The sequence below is a fragment of the Vibrio sp. ED002 genome, from assembly GCF_023277445.1.
GTDB lineage: Bacteria > Pseudomonadota > Gammaproteobacteria > Enterobacterales > Vibrionaceae > Vibrio > Vibrio jasicida.
On sequence record NZ_CP080238.1, the window covers coordinates 1,103,696 to 1,119,260 of the forward strand.

11 protein-coding genes are annotated in these 15,565 nt (G+C 45.7%); 6 read left to right on the plus strand and 5 right to left on the minus strand.

The annotated features are described in order from the left end of the window. Positions 1 to 12: 12 nt before the first annotated feature. Both ITG12_RS05160 and ITG12_RS05165 read right to left on the minus strand, forming a co-directional pair. On the minus strand, positions 13 to 729 hold the full coding sequence (locus ITG12_RS05160) for a FadR/GntR family transcriptional regulator (protein ID WP_038875661.1): 717 nt from the start codon (positions 727 to 729) through the stop codon (positions 13 to 15). 119 nt (positions 730 to 848) lie between these two features. Next, on the minus strand, positions 849 to 1,625 hold the full coding sequence (locus tag ITG12_RS05165) for an SDR family NAD(P)-dependent oxidoreductase (protein ID WP_005437107.1): 777 nt from the start codon (positions 1,623 to 1,625) through the stop codon (positions 849 to 851). A 367-nt stretch (positions 1,626 to 1,992) separates the two neighbouring features. Between ITG12_RS05165 and ITG12_RS05170 the strand changes: the two genes are divergently transcribed. The 4 genes from ITG12_RS05170 (at position 1,993) to ITG12_RS05185 (ending at position 6,367) form a co-directional block, all read left to right on the plus strand. Then, complete coding sequence (locus ITG12_RS05170; RefSeq protein WP_038875663.1) at positions 1,993 to 2,712, plus strand: FadR/GntR family transcriptional regulator; 720 nt, start codon at positions 1,993 to 1,995, stop codon at positions 2,710 to 2,712. A 173-nt stretch (positions 2,713 to 2,885) separates the two neighbouring features. After that, complete coding sequence (locus tag ITG12_RS05175; RefSeq protein WP_042600861.1) at positions 2,886 to 4,748, plus strand: putative nucleotidyltransferase substrate binding domain-containing protein; 1,863 nt, start codon at positions 2,886 to 2,888, stop codon at positions 4,746 to 4,748. Next, positions 4,748 to 5,464 (plus strand): 3'-5' exonuclease, encoded by a 717-nt coding sequence (locus ITG12_RS05180; protein ID WP_041055069.1) that lies wholly within the window; start codon positions 4,748 to 4,750, stop codon positions 5,462 to 5,464. The genes ITG12_RS05175 and ITG12_RS05180 overlap by 1 nt, the downstream gene beginning before the upstream one ends. Before the next feature lie 18 nt (positions 5,465 to 5,482). Further along, positions 5,483 to 6,367 carry a DMT family transporter gene (locus ITG12_RS05185; RefSeq protein WP_248873794.1) on the plus strand — a complete coding sequence of 295 codons (885 nt, stop codon included), beginning with the start codon at positions 5,483 to 5,485 and terminating at the stop codon, positions 6,365 to 6,367. Between the two features lie 106 nt (positions 6,368 to 6,473). Here the strand turns inward: ITG12_RS05185 and ITG12_RS05190 are convergent, their stop codons facing one another. The 3 genes from ITG12_RS05190 to ITG12_RS05200 all read right to left on the minus strand — a co-directional run bounded on the left by ITG12_RS05190 (position 6,474) and on the right by ITG12_RS05200 (position 10,124). Further along, the gene (locus ITG12_RS05190; protein ID WP_248873795.1) at positions 6,474 to 7,922 is read right to left on the minus strand and encodes a lytic transglycosylase F; all 1,449 of its coding nucleotides are present in this window, start codon (positions 7,920 to 7,922) and stop codon (positions 6,474 to 6,476) included. 154 nt (positions 7,923 to 8,076) lie between these two features. After that, positions 8,077 to 8,793, minus strand: a complete 717-nt coding sequence (locus ITG12_RS05195; protein WP_020195684.1) for an oligogalacturonate-specific porin KdgM family protein — start codon at positions 8,791 to 8,793, stop codon at positions 8,077 to 8,079. 71 nt (positions 8,794 to 8,864) lie between these two features. Then, positions 8,865 to 10,124 carry an alginate lyase family protein gene (locus ITG12_RS05200; protein ID WP_038866974.1) on the minus strand — a complete coding sequence of 420 codons (1,260 nt, stop codon included), beginning with the start codon at positions 10,122 to 10,124 and terminating at the stop codon, positions 8,865 to 8,867. Positions 10,125 to 11,526: 1,402 nt separating this feature from the next. On the opposite strand from ITG12_RS05200, the gene ITG12_RS05205 reads away from it, so the two are divergent. Together ITG12_RS05205 and ITG12_RS05210 are read left to right on the plus strand one after the other, a co-directional pair. Next, on the plus strand, positions 11,527 to 13,308 hold the full coding sequence (locus ITG12_RS05205; RefSeq protein WP_038866972.1) for a transporter: 1,782 nt from the start codon (positions 11,527 to 11,529) through the stop codon (positions 13,306 to 13,308). Positions 13,309 to 13,722: 414 nt separating this feature from the next. Further along, entirely contained in the window at positions 13,723 to 15,510 is a 1,788-nt protein-coding gene (locus tag ITG12_RS05210) for a transporter (RefSeq protein WP_038875673.1), read from the plus strand. Positions 15,511 to 15,565 lie beyond the last annotated feature (55 nt).

Consider the following 15,565-nt stretch of genomic DNA (forward strand, 5'->3'; position numbering starts at 1 on the left):
CACGTTGATTCATCAACCGTTGACGACCTGAGCCAGTTTTTGGTTTTCGTCGTTAAGCAATGTATGCGACGAGATACGAGCTTGGTCTCCATTCCCCGCCATAATCGCATCGTAAATCGCGCGATGCTCTTCAATACAGAATCGACCGCCTTCAGCTGAATGATCGATAAACTGCTTGAAGATGGTCGATAAAATATTGCTAAACGGAATGTAGAATTGATTGCCTGTTGCAAGGAATATTGTCTGGTGAAACAGGTGGTCGTTGACCGTCCAGTCGTCATAATCGAAACGATTGGCTGCCATGGTCATACGCTGAAAAATAACCGACAACTCTTTGCGTTGCTCTGCTGTTGCGTTATTCGCCGCTAAGGCACAAGCCTCTGGTTCAATCGCTTTACGCAGCCCCAAAAACTGAGCCAAAAACGGCTCGGTATCTTCTAAATCTTGAATCCATTCCAAGAGTTGAGGGTCGAGAAAATGCCAATAGTTACGCGCACGAATGGTAGTTCCCACCTTCGGCTTTGACTCGATTAACCCTTTTGCCGAGAGCAGTTTGGTTGACTCGCGTAATGCTGTGCGACTCACGCCAAACGCGTCACAGAGATCCATCTCATTGGGTAGCTTTTCATTTTGGTTTAGCTCACCTGACAGTATTTTGCGGGCGATCTGTCTGGCAACTTGCACATGGATCTTGCGGTGTGAATCCTCCACAAGAGAAAACTTTGCCATTTGACGCTCCTTATAATTATGCTTCCAGTGCCGTAGCACTTGATAAATGATCAAAAAAAGCCAGACGAAGCTGGCTTTTTGAGGTCAGTGTATTCGTCTGAAACGAAATAAGTCAGCGCTTATGGCGCCATTTGTCCGCCGTTTACATCCAGCACTTGGCCAGTGATGTAACCAGAACATGCGTGTGAAGCGAAGAAAGCAAACGTTGGTGCTACTTCTTCGATTCGACCGAAGCGACCCATAGGGATACCGCTTGCGATTGCAGCTTTCAACTCGTCAGACTTACCATCGTGGAATGCTGTATCGATAGTGCCTGGAGAAACGATGTTGAAACGGATGTTGTCTTTAGTGAACTCTTTCACCCAGTTACGGTGAATGTCGTGCAACCACGCTTTTGATGCTGCGTAGATACCAGCACCAACACCGCCGCCTTCACGAGCTGCGATAGAGCCAGTGCTGATCACACATGCTGTCTCACCAGATTCCGCTGCGGATGCACGAAGGTGCGGGATGGAATATTTGGTTGTCATCAACGCCGAGCGAGCGTTCAGATCCATAACGCGGTTGTAGAACTCATCATCGATGTTTTCTAGGTTTTCACGACCGCCAAGACCACCAGCGTTGTTGATTAGCACGTCCATGCCACCGAAATGATCGGTAAATTCCTTAACCAGTTTTTCGCAGTCTGCGGTCACCATAAGGTTCGCTTGGAAAAACTTAACATCGCCACCAAGTGCGGTTAGCTCAGTCACTGCTGCATCTGCGTCAGGACCGGTTTGATGACTGTTAATGCCGATTTTAGCGCCGTATTTTGCGAACACGCGTGCCGCCGCTAGGCCCATACCTGACGTAGAACCAGTGATAAGTACGCGCTTACCTTTCAAATCGTTAAACATGACGGTTTACCTATGTTAGTTATTCGTGCCTTCGAAATAAATCATACAATAAGATCTTTCGGTCGCAAGCGTATTTGCGCCCAATTGAGCGAGATCCGGCAAAATTCGTCAGTTTTGCGTTGCATTTGTGGTTTGGGTCACAGCAAGTAGGATTTTACAGCTATTATTTGTATGAATAATTTAACAACTTGATAGCGATAAAAACGATATTGAAGAAGCGCTCAAGTCAACGCAATCATTGATTGTGTCTAGTGAAAACACGCGTTATGTGAACCCTCTTATATTACGTTCACATCTGCTTGGTAGGTAGGGGCAAGAGTGCTATAGTGCGGCTTAAATAATACATATTTAATAAGAAGTGAAGATTATGTCCGGCGAATTTCATTCTATCTCAGGCTCTAAGCGAAGCCTTCATGTGCAAGTAGCACGTGAAATCGCACGTGGTATTTTGTCTGGTAAGCTTCCTCAGGGCTCTATCCTACCTGGCGAAATGGTTCTTTGTGAGCAATTTGGCATCAGCCGTACTGCATTGCGTGAAGCAGTGAAATTGCTAACGTCGAAAGGCCTACTTGAGTCGCGTCCTAAAGTTGGTACTCGCGTCATCAACCGCGCTTACTGGAACTTCTTAGATCCTCAGCTGATTGAATGGATGGACGGTCTTGCAGATACTGACCAGTTCTGTGGTCAATTCCTTGGTTTACGCCGTGCGATCGAGCCAGAAGCATGCGCCTTAGCTGCGATCCATGCTACTGCGGAACAACGCATTGAATTATCTGAAACTTTCCAGAAGATGGTCGACGTTGCAGAAGCGGAAGAGTTTGATCAAGCAAAATGGATGGAAGTTGACACTCGTTTCCATAGCCTGATTTTCAACGCAACGGGTAACGACTTCTACCTACCATTCGGTAATATCCTGACGACAATGTTCGTTAACTTCATTGCGCACTCTTCGGAAGAAGGCAGCACTTGTATCAAAGAACACCGTCAGATTTACGATGCAATCATGGCAGGCAATGCTGACAAAGCGCGCCAAGCATCAGCGAATCACTTGTTAGACTCTAAGCACCGCTTAGCGCCAGTAAAATAAGTTCAGCGACAAACCATTGAAAGCACGCGTCCTTCGCGTGCTTTTTTGTCTCTACTCCCCTCTTGCTTTAGCCAGAATCCTATCAATCCTCACAAAAAACTTCTTATTCAGTGATACTTTGATTAAATTTAGATATATAATAATACAAATTAAATTTATTAAAGTGCTGTGTTATGACTGAATCTTTGCTGCCAAACATCCTGCAATTTATTGGGCAAGTCGACCCATTCGACAAGATCCCAAAACCCGCTTTACGTGAACTCGCATCGCACGTGCAGATTACTTACCTTGGCAAAGGTGAAGTCATTGACCAATGCGTGACAGGCCAAGAGAAGTCGCTCTACATCATACGAACTGGCTCCATGGAGCAAAGAAAGTCCGATGGTGTGCTACGTGCAAAACTAGGGCCAGAAGACATCTTCGGCTTCACTTTTCTTGGCAGTCAAATCGACAGCACGAAAGGCTACCGTGCGATCGCGATTGAGAACTCACTGGTTTATGTGATTCCCAACTCGGCCCTTAAAAAGCTGTTCGAAACCCACCCTGAATGTGCGGAGCACTTTGCTTCTCAGGCACAAGTTCGTTTGAAATCCGCGCTGGATGTGGTGTGGTCAAACAAAGAGAAAGGCTTGTTCATTCGCCGCGTTGGCGAGGTTGCCAGCGGCCGCGTTGCTGTGGTGACTGCCGACCAGTCGATTCAAACCGTTGCAAACGAGATGCTGACCAAATGCTCGCCATGCGCCGTGGTTTACGAGAACGACAAAATCGTCGGTTTGATTACTGACCGCGATATGACCAAGCGCGTTATCGCTCAAGGGGTAAGCACTGACCGCCCTATTTCTGAAGTGATGACACACGATCCGCAAACCATCAAACCGGATGATCTCGTCTTACACGCCGCATCGATGATGATGCAGCACAATATTCGCAACCTGCCATTAGTGGAAAATAACAAGGTCGTCGGCGTGCTTACTACGACACATCTTGTGCAAAACCACCGTGTGCAAGCCATCTTCTTGATCGAGAAAATCAAATACGCAGGCAGCGTAAAATCTCTGTCGAGCTTTACTCCAGAGCGCCAAGCGATCTTTGAAGCGCTAGTTGATGGGCACGTCTCACCAGAAGTCATCGGTAAAGTGATGACAATGATCATGGACGCTTACACGCGCCGTTTGATTCAAATCGCGATTGATAAGCTTGGTCCTCCGCCATGTAAGTTCTCATGGATTGTGGCAGGCTCTCACGCTCGTAACGAAGTCCACATGTTGTCGGATCAAGACAGCGCGATTGTCCTTGCTGACCACGCGACGGAGAACGACAGAATTTACTTCAAGCACCTTGCAATGATCGTCAGTAACGGTCTTGCAAGCTGTGATTACCCTTTGTGTCCTGGCAAATTTATGGCGGCAACGCCAAAGTGGTGCCAAACACTGAGTGTCTGGAAGAAGTACTACAAGAAATGGGTGGCCAACCCAGAGTACGAGCGCTTGCTAAACATCAGCGTGTTCTTGGAAATTCGTACCCTTTACGGCAATAAAGATTACGAGAGCATCTTACGAGATGAACTGCATACCAACATTCGCAGCAATCGTGAGTTTCTCTCCATGCTTGTGAACGATGCGGTGAACACCAACCCACCGTTGGGCATCTTCAACAGTTTGGTTTTGGAGAAGTCGGGTGAGAACAAGAAGACGCTCGATGTGAAGAAATACGCCATCAATCTGATCATTGATTTGGCGCGCATTTACGGTTTGGCGGTTGAGTGTGATTTAACGGCAACCGACGAGCGTTTCAAAGCCGCGAATGAAGCGGGCGTATTAAGTGAAGACGCGTACAAGAACATCCTTAATGCGTACCAGTTCATCTTATCGTTCCGTTTTGGTCATCAGTTAGAAGCACTGAAACGCGGTGAAGAGCCAAATAACCACATCGACCCAAATACGTTCGGTAGCTTTGAACGCCAACACCTGAAAGACGCCTTCCGTATTATTGCCGACTTGCAAGAAGCGGCGAAAGTGCGCTTTGGGAGCCGTTAATGAAACGAATCTTAGAACACTTTCATCCTTGCTCGCGCCTGAATCGAAAGCGCGAGCAATACGTGAAACAGACAACCATGCCAGAGCACATCAAAGCGCTGGTTCAAACGCCACGTCTGGAAGCGGCGCAATTCGCACAAGACGCCAATTACATTGTGCTGGATTTGGAGACAACCGGCTTAGACAGTGAAGAAGATTTGATTTTGTCGATCGGTTGGGTAGACATTGCGAATGGCAAAGTGGATCTGGCCACCAGCCAGCACATGTACATCAATAGTGATTCGCAAATCAAACCAGAAACCGCGGTGATCAACCATATTACGCCGCAAATGCTGTCCGAAGGCGTTTCTATCCATGATGCCATGCGAGCGTTTTTCCACGCCGCTAAAGGCAAGATCTTGGTCGCTCACGCTTGTGTGGTCGAAACCCAGTTCATCAATCAATATCTACAGCGGGTGTTTAAACTCAGCGAACCGCCTTTGGTTTGGCTCGACACCATGTGCATTGAAAAGCATCTACAGAAAGCGATTAATCCTCGTGACGAAATTGATGTCACTCTCTCTGGCACTCGCGCTCGTTATGGCCTGCCAGAATACAATGGGCACAATGCGTTAGCGGATGCGGTTGCGACTGCAGAGCTGTTGTTGGCACAAAAAACTCGCATTACTCCTCAAGGAAAAACCACCATCGGTACCCTTTATCGATTGAGTCTCTAACTCTCTATACATTCCAATATGAAAAAATCTGATGTCTCTAGCGCCATCTTCCTTTTGGTGGCGGCGAACTTGGTTGCGTCTCTTTCTGACGTTTCCCTCAAAATGCTCAATGGCGAAGTGCCCACTTTTCAATACGTCTTTATTCGCCAATTAATCAGTCTGGTGTTGCTTTTACCTCTTTGGGTTCGTTTGGATAAACGAGAGCGTCAAATGGGATGCGATTGGATCACCTTCTGCCGTGCGCAATTGATTCTGATAGGCGGTGCCAGCGCTATGGTAGCAATCACGCATCTGCCATTGGCGACAGCGAATGCGATTTTCTATGTGGGCCCATTATTGGTGCTGCCGCTCTCGGTTATCTTCCTCAAAGAAAAGCCCTCCAAAGGAAAGATTTTCGGCACCTTGATTGGCTTTGGTGGCGTCTTAATTGTGCTTCGCCCTGAACATTTCCATTGGGCGGCGATCATTGCTCTAGGCAGCGCGCTTGCCATCGGTGTGGGCAACATCCTTATTCGCCGTATGCCTCAAGACCAGCCTTTGGTGTGCACCTTGTTTTGGACAACGTTAATGACATTACCGGTCGCTTTATTGCTCGCCTACCCTCAATGGCAAGCCATTACATGGCAACATCTGATGTGGATTATGGCAATTAACTTGTTTGTGCTTGCCTACCATGCCTTGGTGGTCAAAGCGTTTAAGCGTGCTCCTGCAAGCCAGATTGCACTAGCTGAGTACTCCGGACTGGCGTTCGTGACATTGTTTGGTGTGATGTGGTTTGATGAAATACCTGACCTGTTTACCGCGCTCGGTATCGTCCTGATTGTACTGCCGATGATGCCGCTCAATTGGCAGCGTTTACTGGGTAACAAGCGCCGAGTAGAGACTGCACAAGAAGTGTCTTAATCACTTTAAGCAATAAGATAAATACTTAAGAGGAGCACAGCGCTCCTCTTTTCTTTAGTGTGTTATCGCTATCTCGCTAATGTCTATACCGATGACCATTTGCTCGTTAGTAATAGAGCTTCATGGTTTCGAGTTTGTATGGTGGGTGAAGATAAGCCTCAAGTTCACTACGACGATTGTCGAGTCGCTCTAACAGCTTGTAGGCAATAAAATAATGGTTAATGTTGCTCACGTAGCGTATCGGCTCTAGTCCAATGTATTGTCGAGTCACCACTTCCACATTGCCGAACCAAACATTGGGATCATACCCTTTTTCTTTGGCGATTCTTCTCATCTTCCTCATGTTACCCGGCCCCGCATTGTAGGCTGCAAGACAGAAATAAATGATGTCGTTGTCGCTGATGTTGTCATCGTTAAAGAAGTATTTCCTTAGGTAGTTCATGTATTTCACGCCAGCATGAATGTTTGGCTCTTCTTCATAAATGTTCGAGATATTTACCGCTCTATCCCGCGCGGTTGTGGGCAAGATTTGCATAATCCCAACCGCCCCCATATGAGAGATCACATTCTGGTTCAAACCTGACTCTTGAAAGCCTTGGGCCAACATCAACAGATGGTTAAACTGATACTCTTGTGAATAGAGATAGAAGATATCCAACAACTCTCTAGAACGAACTGCGTTGTCTCGGTTAAGGAACTTTCTCAACCATTTGTCGTTTTCTAGATACCTTTCATTGACCACATTGCCGAACAAAGTTCCTATGCGCACTTCCTTGATGAACTTGTTCACCGCCTCTTCTAACTGTGGCGAATCTTGTCGTATTCCCCAGCCAATCTGTGCATTTTCTCTGATGGTGATTTGATTATGGAATGCCACGCCGGGAAAGATATTCCCCCACATCCCCGTCTTGTGTCGGTCGAGTACGGTGATATCGATAATGCCCGCACTGACCATTTCTAAGACCTCATAATCTTGCATGATCTCATCAAGAAACAAGATATTAATCAGCGGTTTGTTTTGTATCGTGAAGTAATTATTTACCTTAGTTAAGCTCTTATGATAACTCGAGCTTTCTCTCACCCAAACATCCAGCCCACTTAAATCATCCACGGTTTTAATGTCCGAGTATCTGCTGTTGGTAACAATGATTTCTGAGACGTTTTCTCGTACCGGATCGCTAAACGCAATCTGCTCTTTGCGCTCATTGGTAATGGTTAGATTCGCAACTATGACGTCACCATAACCTGCGATCAGTTTGGGGATGAGTTCGTTTCTTGCGACCGGAATAACCTGAATGTTGAGCGCCTTTTTGTTCTTCCTTAAATAGCGTTCAAACTCATAAATAAGCTCAGAGATAATGCCTTTCGGCTTACCATTTTGGATGTAGTAAAAACCCAGATCAGCAGACACCAAAATACGAACGGCTTTCTTTTCCTTAAGGGTCTCTAAGTCCCCCACGTAGGGGTCAGACTTTAAAGGAGACAGTTCCAATGCGGCACTGGTATGAGAGAAAGACCAAAGACACAGGACGATGCAAAGTATTTTACCCACCATGAGCTTATCCGTTCGCCAAATCATTAATGATAATTTTAGCAATAAAAACTCAAGGGCATGTCTTAGGTCTGAGCCTGACCTTGTTCGAGAAATAAAAATAGCCCGCTTCGGGGGCGGGCTATTGGAAAGAATCTTAATTTATTTGTGGCTTAGATTAGAAGCTGTACGTCACACCAACACGGCTACGTAGCTGACGAGATGAGCTGTCATCACAAGAGCTGTTACATTGAACGTTACCGAATTCTACGTATGGACGCCAATCCCAACCTTTCTCTTTGTAGCCTAGTTTAAAGTTGTAGTCCCATTCGTACTTACCGTCGCGGTTACCTAGCTTCCACTCATCGCTGAAGAAATCTTCTTTGTAGTTTGCTTCAAAACCAAATTGCCAAGCGTTCCAGTTGTAATCGATGTTACCTGTGATTTTACTCGCGTTTAGAGAGTCGTGTTGTTTGCCGTCTAGACCTGTTGATGTTTTACCAGATGCGTAGTTGCGGAACTCGTGACGGTAGCGAAGCTTGGTTGTGATACCAGAATCGAATTTGTATTGAACACGAACTTGTGGTTTGTACGTTACGGCTTCGTCACCAAAGGTAATTGGCATCGATGTGGTTACACGCCAGTTGTTATCAAATTTGAAGTGGTAACCGTATTCGAATTCGCTATCACCACGTTGAAGCTCGCTTAAGTTACCAGTGTGCTTCATTTCAACGCCGTAGTAATGGTTACCTGTGCTGCCACCAATTTTGATACGGCCTGCCCACTGCTCTGAATCGTGTTTGTATTCTTCACGGAAGTCTAGTGACGCGGCTGAAATGCTACCTGCAAAAAGGGTTGTCGCGATCGCTAAAGCAATTTGTTTTTTAGATGTCATAGTAATGTTCCACTGTAAATAAATTGTATTTCAAAGTGGCGACGCGCATACACGCCGCCCTTTTTAGGGTTTTATTGTTTTGGGTAAAGCAATTCGATATCGCGCTGAGCCCAAACTTCTGCCAAGTTCTTCTTCACTGTGAAGCGGCTAAAGTCAGTTTCGCTTGCCAGTTTCACCCACTCAGGTTTCTCCATCGCCACACCTGCTTTTAGATAAATCGGTGTCATGCGCTCTACGCGGCGTGGATTGTCTTTCGCGGTGTATGGCCAGTCAGACGCAGGATCTTGATAAGTCGCCATTAGCTGAATACCTTGCGCTAATGAGCCACCTTTCTTGTTTTGGTAGTGCCATAGGTCGATGCCCACTTTGTCACCGATTTGAGCGATGCCGACCAATGGATCTAAACTGAAGTAGTGGTAGTGGTAAGCGCGAGTACGTTCGATTTCATGAGGCTGAGAGCCATCTTTTTCGAACTGAGTGTCTACGCGCATCTTGCCTTTTTGAACCATCTGTTTTGCTAAAGGTTCATTACCTAAGAAGTAAGCAATACTCGCGACTTGGAAGTCATACCAAGTGCCATGGTTGTTTGCCGCAGCAGCTTCGCCTTTCGGACCACCTGATAGGTCATCAATGATCAACCAATCTAGGTATTCGCCGTACCATTGTGTAATTTGCTGTTCGTCTTTTTCCGTCCAAGCAGGAGAAAGCGAAAGGATGGCGATTGAGTCCAGCATGCGATCGGCCAGAGTACGCGTATCAATAATGCCGCCACGACGACCTTCTGCACGACCAGGAACACCCTGACCGTAATTCACATTCGGGTTCATCTTAGTTTCATCATTCATGAACCAAGTACGAACGTATTCGATCCCTTGTTTTGCGTATTTCTCGTCTTGGCTGAAGTAATAAGCCAATGCCAATGCGCGAACAGAACGAGTGAAGTGACCAATACGCTTAGAGTCTGTTTCAGCTGTTTTCGATGCTGGGTTGGTTTTGCCATCGTGACGAACCCAAGGAAGGCCATCTTCTTTCGATTCATCTGGCCACCAGTACGGGCTGATGCTCATGTAATCGTTTTTGCTACCGCTTGGTGGCGTCATGCCTTTCGCCGTTACCGTGAACGGGCCATCTTTCATCGCCAATTCTGCTTCTTCAATCAAACGGTCGTACGCGTCTTTCATTGAATCGCTCGCTTTATCTGACTGTAAAACAGCGCGGTTTTGTTCAAGCGTTGCTTCATCAAGGAACACAAAGTCTGCAGCGAGAGTGTTAGCACTGAAAAGAATGGCGCTGAGGCAGGTTGCTAGATGTAGAGGTCGTAGGGGTTTCATTATTATCGGCCTTATATCTTGAGTTAAAATACTACAAATATAGTACCTATCCGATGTTGAGCGTTCTGTGAATTAGATCTAATTGTATGATTTATACGCGTTATCAAACTTTATTAAAACCACTAAAGTTCACATTAACTTATTGATATTAAATATATTACCTCTCTTTCTTGCTTATTAATTGTCTTAATATTTAGGCTAAAAATGTGCTCTACCGCATATTTTTGCACCAAATGAGTTCATTTTTATTTGTCATACAATATAATCATTTCAAGTTTTTGAGACACAGAACATCAAATTGCTATTGACGCGCACTTTTTCGCTCTGTCCTTTTCTATATAGAGTCCAATAACAGGTTAAGCATCGCTTGGTTATAGAGATGAAATGAGGAAGGCCGAGGCTATATAAGCAGAGGTCACTTATGTCAGGCTGAGACATAAGTGGATAGAAGAATTAAGTAAGTACAAGAAATAGCAATAGAAGCAAAGTACAGCGAACAAGATGGATGCGACCAGTGAAACTTTCGACATTGAAGAATACTGTTTTGTCATCCCTACTCGCTGTTGCTCAAGTCTTGATGGTTCTAAGCAGCTTGTTGTTGCTTCCAACGGTTGTAGTTCTCATTGGACTTAAATGGCTGTAGCGGTTTGTCTTTTGTAACAGACACTTATAGAAACAAATCAACAAGCTGGTTTCGCTATCAACAGATAGCAAGGAAAACGCTTAATTGGTTATGAATAGTTTATTTTTAGGAGCCGTTAATTAATTGGGAAGTCTTTAATACCAATCGGCATAGGTAAAACGCCGAGATCGAGCAGACGAGGATGTTTTGTGTCGATTGGTATAGTTGCTCCCATATCATAACAACACTTTACAGAGCCTAGCTTTGTTGAACTTTGCAATGATTGTCGAAGATCTTACAGCGTAACGTGCTTAGCAGCGATGAGAGATATACCCCTCGAGTATCTTTCAGCTACATCCAGAACCTCGTTTCACTGTTCTATTGCAATCCAACAGAGCCCTTGGCTCAGACGGTATCAATACCGTTTTTCGCCCACGCATTACAGGCATGTCGTGGGCGTTTTTTATCTGCAATAGTCATACAAATCTGACAATAGTTCACACCTTCTTACTCCGTTATAGCCCTTATTATCTAAGGCTATAAACGCTATTGAACCGATCGAGTGCACGCCAAAGTCATTGATAATTTGTCGTGATATTGACTTGGTGCACCCTTCCCTTTTTGAGTGCAATGTCAATATCCGATCACGATCACTTGTATGATTATTGAAATGACCCATTCCGGATCATTCGTCACGCTTTTGAGTTATTGTACTACAAATAAGAAGACTGATAGTTAGTATTGCCTCAAGACATTAAATAACGATCAAAAGGTCTAAAGATGGAACTCAATACCCTTATTGTAGGCATCTACTTTCTATTCTTAATTGCAATAGGTTGGATGTTCAGAACGTTTACCAATACGACTAGTGACTATTTCCGAGGCGGCGGCAACATGCTTTGGTGGATGGTTGGTGCAACGGCCTTCATGACGCAGTTCTCTGCATGGACGTTTACTGGTGCTGCTGGTAAAGCTTATAACGATGGTTTCGCGGTTGCGGTTATCTTTCTAGCAAACGCATTCGGTTACTTCATGAACTTTGCGTATTTCGCACCAAAGTTCCGCCAGCTACGTGTAGTAACGGTAATTGAAGCGATTCGTATGCGTTTCGGCACCACGAACGAACAAGTCTTTACTTGGTCTTCAATGCCAAACAGTGTGGTATCTGCTGGTGTTTGGTTGAATGCACTGGCGATCATCGCTTCTGGTATTTTCGGCTTTGATATGACAGCAACCATCTGGATTACCGGTTTGGTGGTACTGATGATGTCAGTGACGGGTGGCTCTTGGGCGGTTATCGCGTCTGACTTCATGCAGATGGTCATCATCATGGCGGTAACGGTAACTTGTGCAGTTGTTGCGATCGTTCAAGGCGGCGGCATTACTGAAGTCATCAATAACTTCCCTGTCGCAGAAGGCGGTTCTTTCGTCTCTGGTAACAACCTGAACTACCTAAGCATCTTTAGCATTTGGGCGTTCTTCATCTTTGTTAAGCAGTTCTCTATTACTAACAACATGTTGAACTCTTACCGCTACCTTGCAGCAAAAGACTCGAAAAACGCGAAGAAAGCAGCATTGCTAGCGTGTGTTCTAATGCTAGGCGGTGTATTCATTTGGTTCATGCCTTCTTGGTACATTGCGGGTCAAGGCGTAGACCTATCAGCCGCTTACCCAGATGCAGGTAGCAAAGCAGGCGACTTCGCTTACCTTTACTTCGTACAAGAATACATGCCAGCAGGTATGGTTGGCCTTCTCGTAGCAGCAATGTTTGCCGCGACCATGTCTTCAATGGACTCAGGTCTAAACCGCAACTCTGGTATCTTCGTTAAGAACTTCTACGAACCAGTAGTTCGCCGTGGCCAAGCATCAGAGAAAGAGCTAGTAACAGTATCGAAAATTACGTCAACGGTATTTGGTATTGCCATCATCCTGGTTGCGCAGTTCATCAACTCACTAAAAGGTCTGAGCCTGTTCGACACCATGATGTACGTAGGTGCCTTGATCGGCTTCCCAATGACAATCCCTGCATTCCTTGGCTTCTTTATTAAGAAGACGCCTGACTGGGCTGGTTGGGGCACGCTAATTGTCGGTGGTCTTGTCTCTTACGTTGTTGGTTTCGTTATCACTGCTGACATGGTTTCTTCAGCATTCGGTCTTGAGCAGCTTACTGGTCGTGAATGGTCAGACGTTAAAGTCGCGATTGGTCTAGTTGGCCACATTACGCTAACGGGTGGCTTCTTTGTTCTATCAACGCTGTTCTACAAGCCTCTAAGTGAGAAACGTCAGGCAGACGTAGATAAGTTCTTCGACAACCTATCAACACCACTTGTTGCTGAATCTGCAGAACAGAAAGTTCTTGATAACAAGCAACGTCAAATGCTTGGCAAACTCATCGCTGTCGCTGGTGTAGGCGTAATGCTGATGGCGCTACTGCCAAACCCAATGTGGGGACGCTTAGTCTTCATCTTGTGTGGTGCCATTGTTGGTGGCGTTGGTCTGCTACTTGTTAAAGCAGTCGACGACAACGGTACTCAAACCCAACAAGCGGTAACCGAAAGCTAAATCTACCTTATGAAGCGGTTGTACTCAGCCGCTTCATTCTTCCCTTATCACTCAGGTCTATTTGTTTACTTTTTTGTTAAGTCCGTTGCGGTTGAGACATTAAATAACCAGCGAATTTAACAAAGAAATAATCATACAAAATAAGCAAAATGTATAACCAAAGTTTCTTGTTGATACGATAAGCGAATGTAATTAACGGGGTTCAATACTGACAAAGCTCATCATAAGTTATTGAATAATCGATTTTAAGTTCACAACAATCAGTTCTTGCAGATAGAAGCAGAAGAATGTACTGGGTCAATCCGATTTACAGTATTAATCACTTCATCACATAATTGAATTATTGTAGTACAAATAAATAATCGAACGGATAATATATCTGGCAGAAATCAATGACTATGAGAAGGTCGAAAAATGGAACTCAATACCCTGATTGTTGGCATCTATTTCCTATTCCTCATTGCGATAGGCTGGATGTTTAGAACCTTTACAAGCACCACCAGTGACTACTTCCGCGGAGGCGGCAACATGCTGTGGTGGATGGTAGGCGCAACGGCGTTTATGACCCAGTTCAGTGCTTGGACATTTACTGGTGCGGCCGGTAAAGCGTACACCGATGGCTTCGCTGTAGCGACTATCTTCTTAGCGAATGCGTTCGGTTACTTGATGAACTACCTGTACTTCGCACCGAAATTCCGCCAGCTGCGCGTTATCACGCCGATTGATGCGATTCGCATGCGCTTTGGTCGCTTTAACGAGCAAGTATTCACTTGGTCTGGCATGCCAAGCAGCGTGATTTCTGCGGGTATCTGGTTGAATGGTTTGGCGATCATCGCATCGGGCATTTTCGGCTTCGATATGACAACCACCATTTGGATCACGGGTTTAGTGGTACTGATGATGTCCGTAACGGGCGGCTCTTGGGCGGTTATCGCATCTGACTTTATGCAGATGGTCATCATCATGGCAGTAACAGTGACGTGTGCGGTGGTTGCGGTAGTAAAAGGCGGCGGTATTACAGAAATCATTGCGAACTTCCCTGTTCAAGAAAATGGGTCTTTCGTAACGGGTAACAACCTGAACTACCTCAGTATTTTTGGTATCTGGGCAGTGTTCATTTTCTTAAAGCAGTTCTCTATCAACAACAACATGTTGAACTGTCACCGTTACCTAGCGGCAAAAGACTCTAAGAACGCGAAGAAAGCGGCACTGCTTGCGTGTGTACTAATGACAGTGGGCGTATTTATTTGGTTTACCCCTTCTTGGTTCATTGCAAGCCAAGGTGTTGACCTATCGGCGCACTACCCAGAAGCAGGCTCAAAAGCGGGTGATTTTGCTTACTTGTACTTTGTTGAGAAATACATGCCAGCGGGCATGGTTGGTCTGCTGATTTCAGCGATGTTTGCAGCGACGATGTCGTCAATGGACTCGGGTTTGAACCGTAATTCAGGCATCTTCGTGATGAACTTCTACTTGCCGATTCTGCGCCCGAACGCGACAGAAAAAGAGCTGATGATCGTATCGAAAATCACCTCTACCTTCTTCGGCATCGCGATCATCTTGATTGCTCTGTTCATCAACTCGCTAAAAGGTCTGAGCCTGTTCGACACCATGATGTACGTTGGCGCGTTGATTGGCTTCCCAATGACGATTCCTGCGTTCTGTGGCTTCTTCATCAAGAGAACACCGGACTGGGCTGGCTGGGGCACATTGGTGGTAGGTGGCATCGTGTCTTACACGGTTGGTTTTGTCATCACACCGGAAATGATTCAAAACTGGTTTGATCTTCAGCCTCTAACAGGCCGTGAATGGTCAGATCTAAAAGTTGCGGTTGGTTTGATTGGTCACTTGGTGTTTACCGCAGGCTTCTTTGCTCTGTCGACACTGTTCTACAAACCGCTTGAAGAGAAACGCCAACAAGACGTTGACCGCTTCTTCAATAACTTAGCAACACCGTTGGTTTCTGACTCAACGGAACAGAAAAAACTGGATAACAAACAACGCCAAATGTTGGGTTCGTTGATTGCCGTATCTGGTGTGGGTGTGATGGCGATGTTCTTACTGCCTAACCCATTCTGGGGACGCATGATTTTCGTGTTCTGTGGTGTGATTGTTCTTGGCGTCGGCGTGGCGCTGATGAGAGCAGTCGATGGCAACGCAGAGCGCGCTTCTGAGGGGGCTCCGATAACGGAGAACTCATAACGAGAAACAAGCGGTTGAGTATTCAACCGCTTTTTGTGCTTCTACAAAGAGATAC

Coding starts and splice junctions, on each gene's coding strand:
- ITG12_RS05160 (WP_038875661.1), bottom strand. CDS start 729: ATGGCAAAGTTTTCTCTTGTGGAGGATTCACACCGCAAGATCCATGTG.
- ITG12_RS05165 (WP_005437107.1), bottom strand. CDS start 1,625: ATGTTTAACGATTTGAAAGGTAAGCGCGTACTTATCACTGGTTCTACG.
- ITG12_RS05170 (WP_038875663.1), top strand. CDS start 1,993: ATGTCCGGCGAATTTCATTCTATCTCAGGCTCTAAGCGAAGCCTTCAT.
- ITG12_RS05175 (WP_042600861.1), top strand. CDS start 2,886: ATGACTGAATCTTTGCTGCCAAACATCCTGCAATTTATTGGGCAAGTC.
- ITG12_RS05180 (WP_041055069.1), top strand. CDS start 4,748: ATGAAACGAATCTTAGAACACTTTCATCCTTGCTCGCGCCTGAATCGA.
- ITG12_RS05185 (WP_248873794.1), top strand. CDS start 5,483: ATGAAAAAATCTGATGTCTCTAGCGCCATCTTCCTTTTGGTGGCGGCG.
- ITG12_RS05190 (WP_248873795.1), bottom strand. CDS start 7,922: ATGGTGGGTAAAATACTTTGCATCGTCCTGTGTCTTTGGTCTTTCTCT.
- ITG12_RS05195 (WP_020195684.1), bottom strand. CDS start 8,793: ATGACATCTAAAAAACAAATTGCTTTAGCGATCGCGACAACCCTTTTT.
- ITG12_RS05200 (WP_038866974.1), bottom strand. CDS start 10,124: ATGAAACCCCTACGACCTCTACATCTAGCAACCTGCCTCAGCGCCATT.
- ITG12_RS05205 (WP_038866972.1), top strand. CDS start 11,527: ATGGAACTCAATACCCTTATTGTAGGCATCTACTTTCTATTCTTAATT.
- ITG12_RS05210 (WP_038875673.1), top strand. CDS start 13,723: ATGGAACTCAATACCCTGATTGTTGGCATCTATTTCCTATTCCTCATT.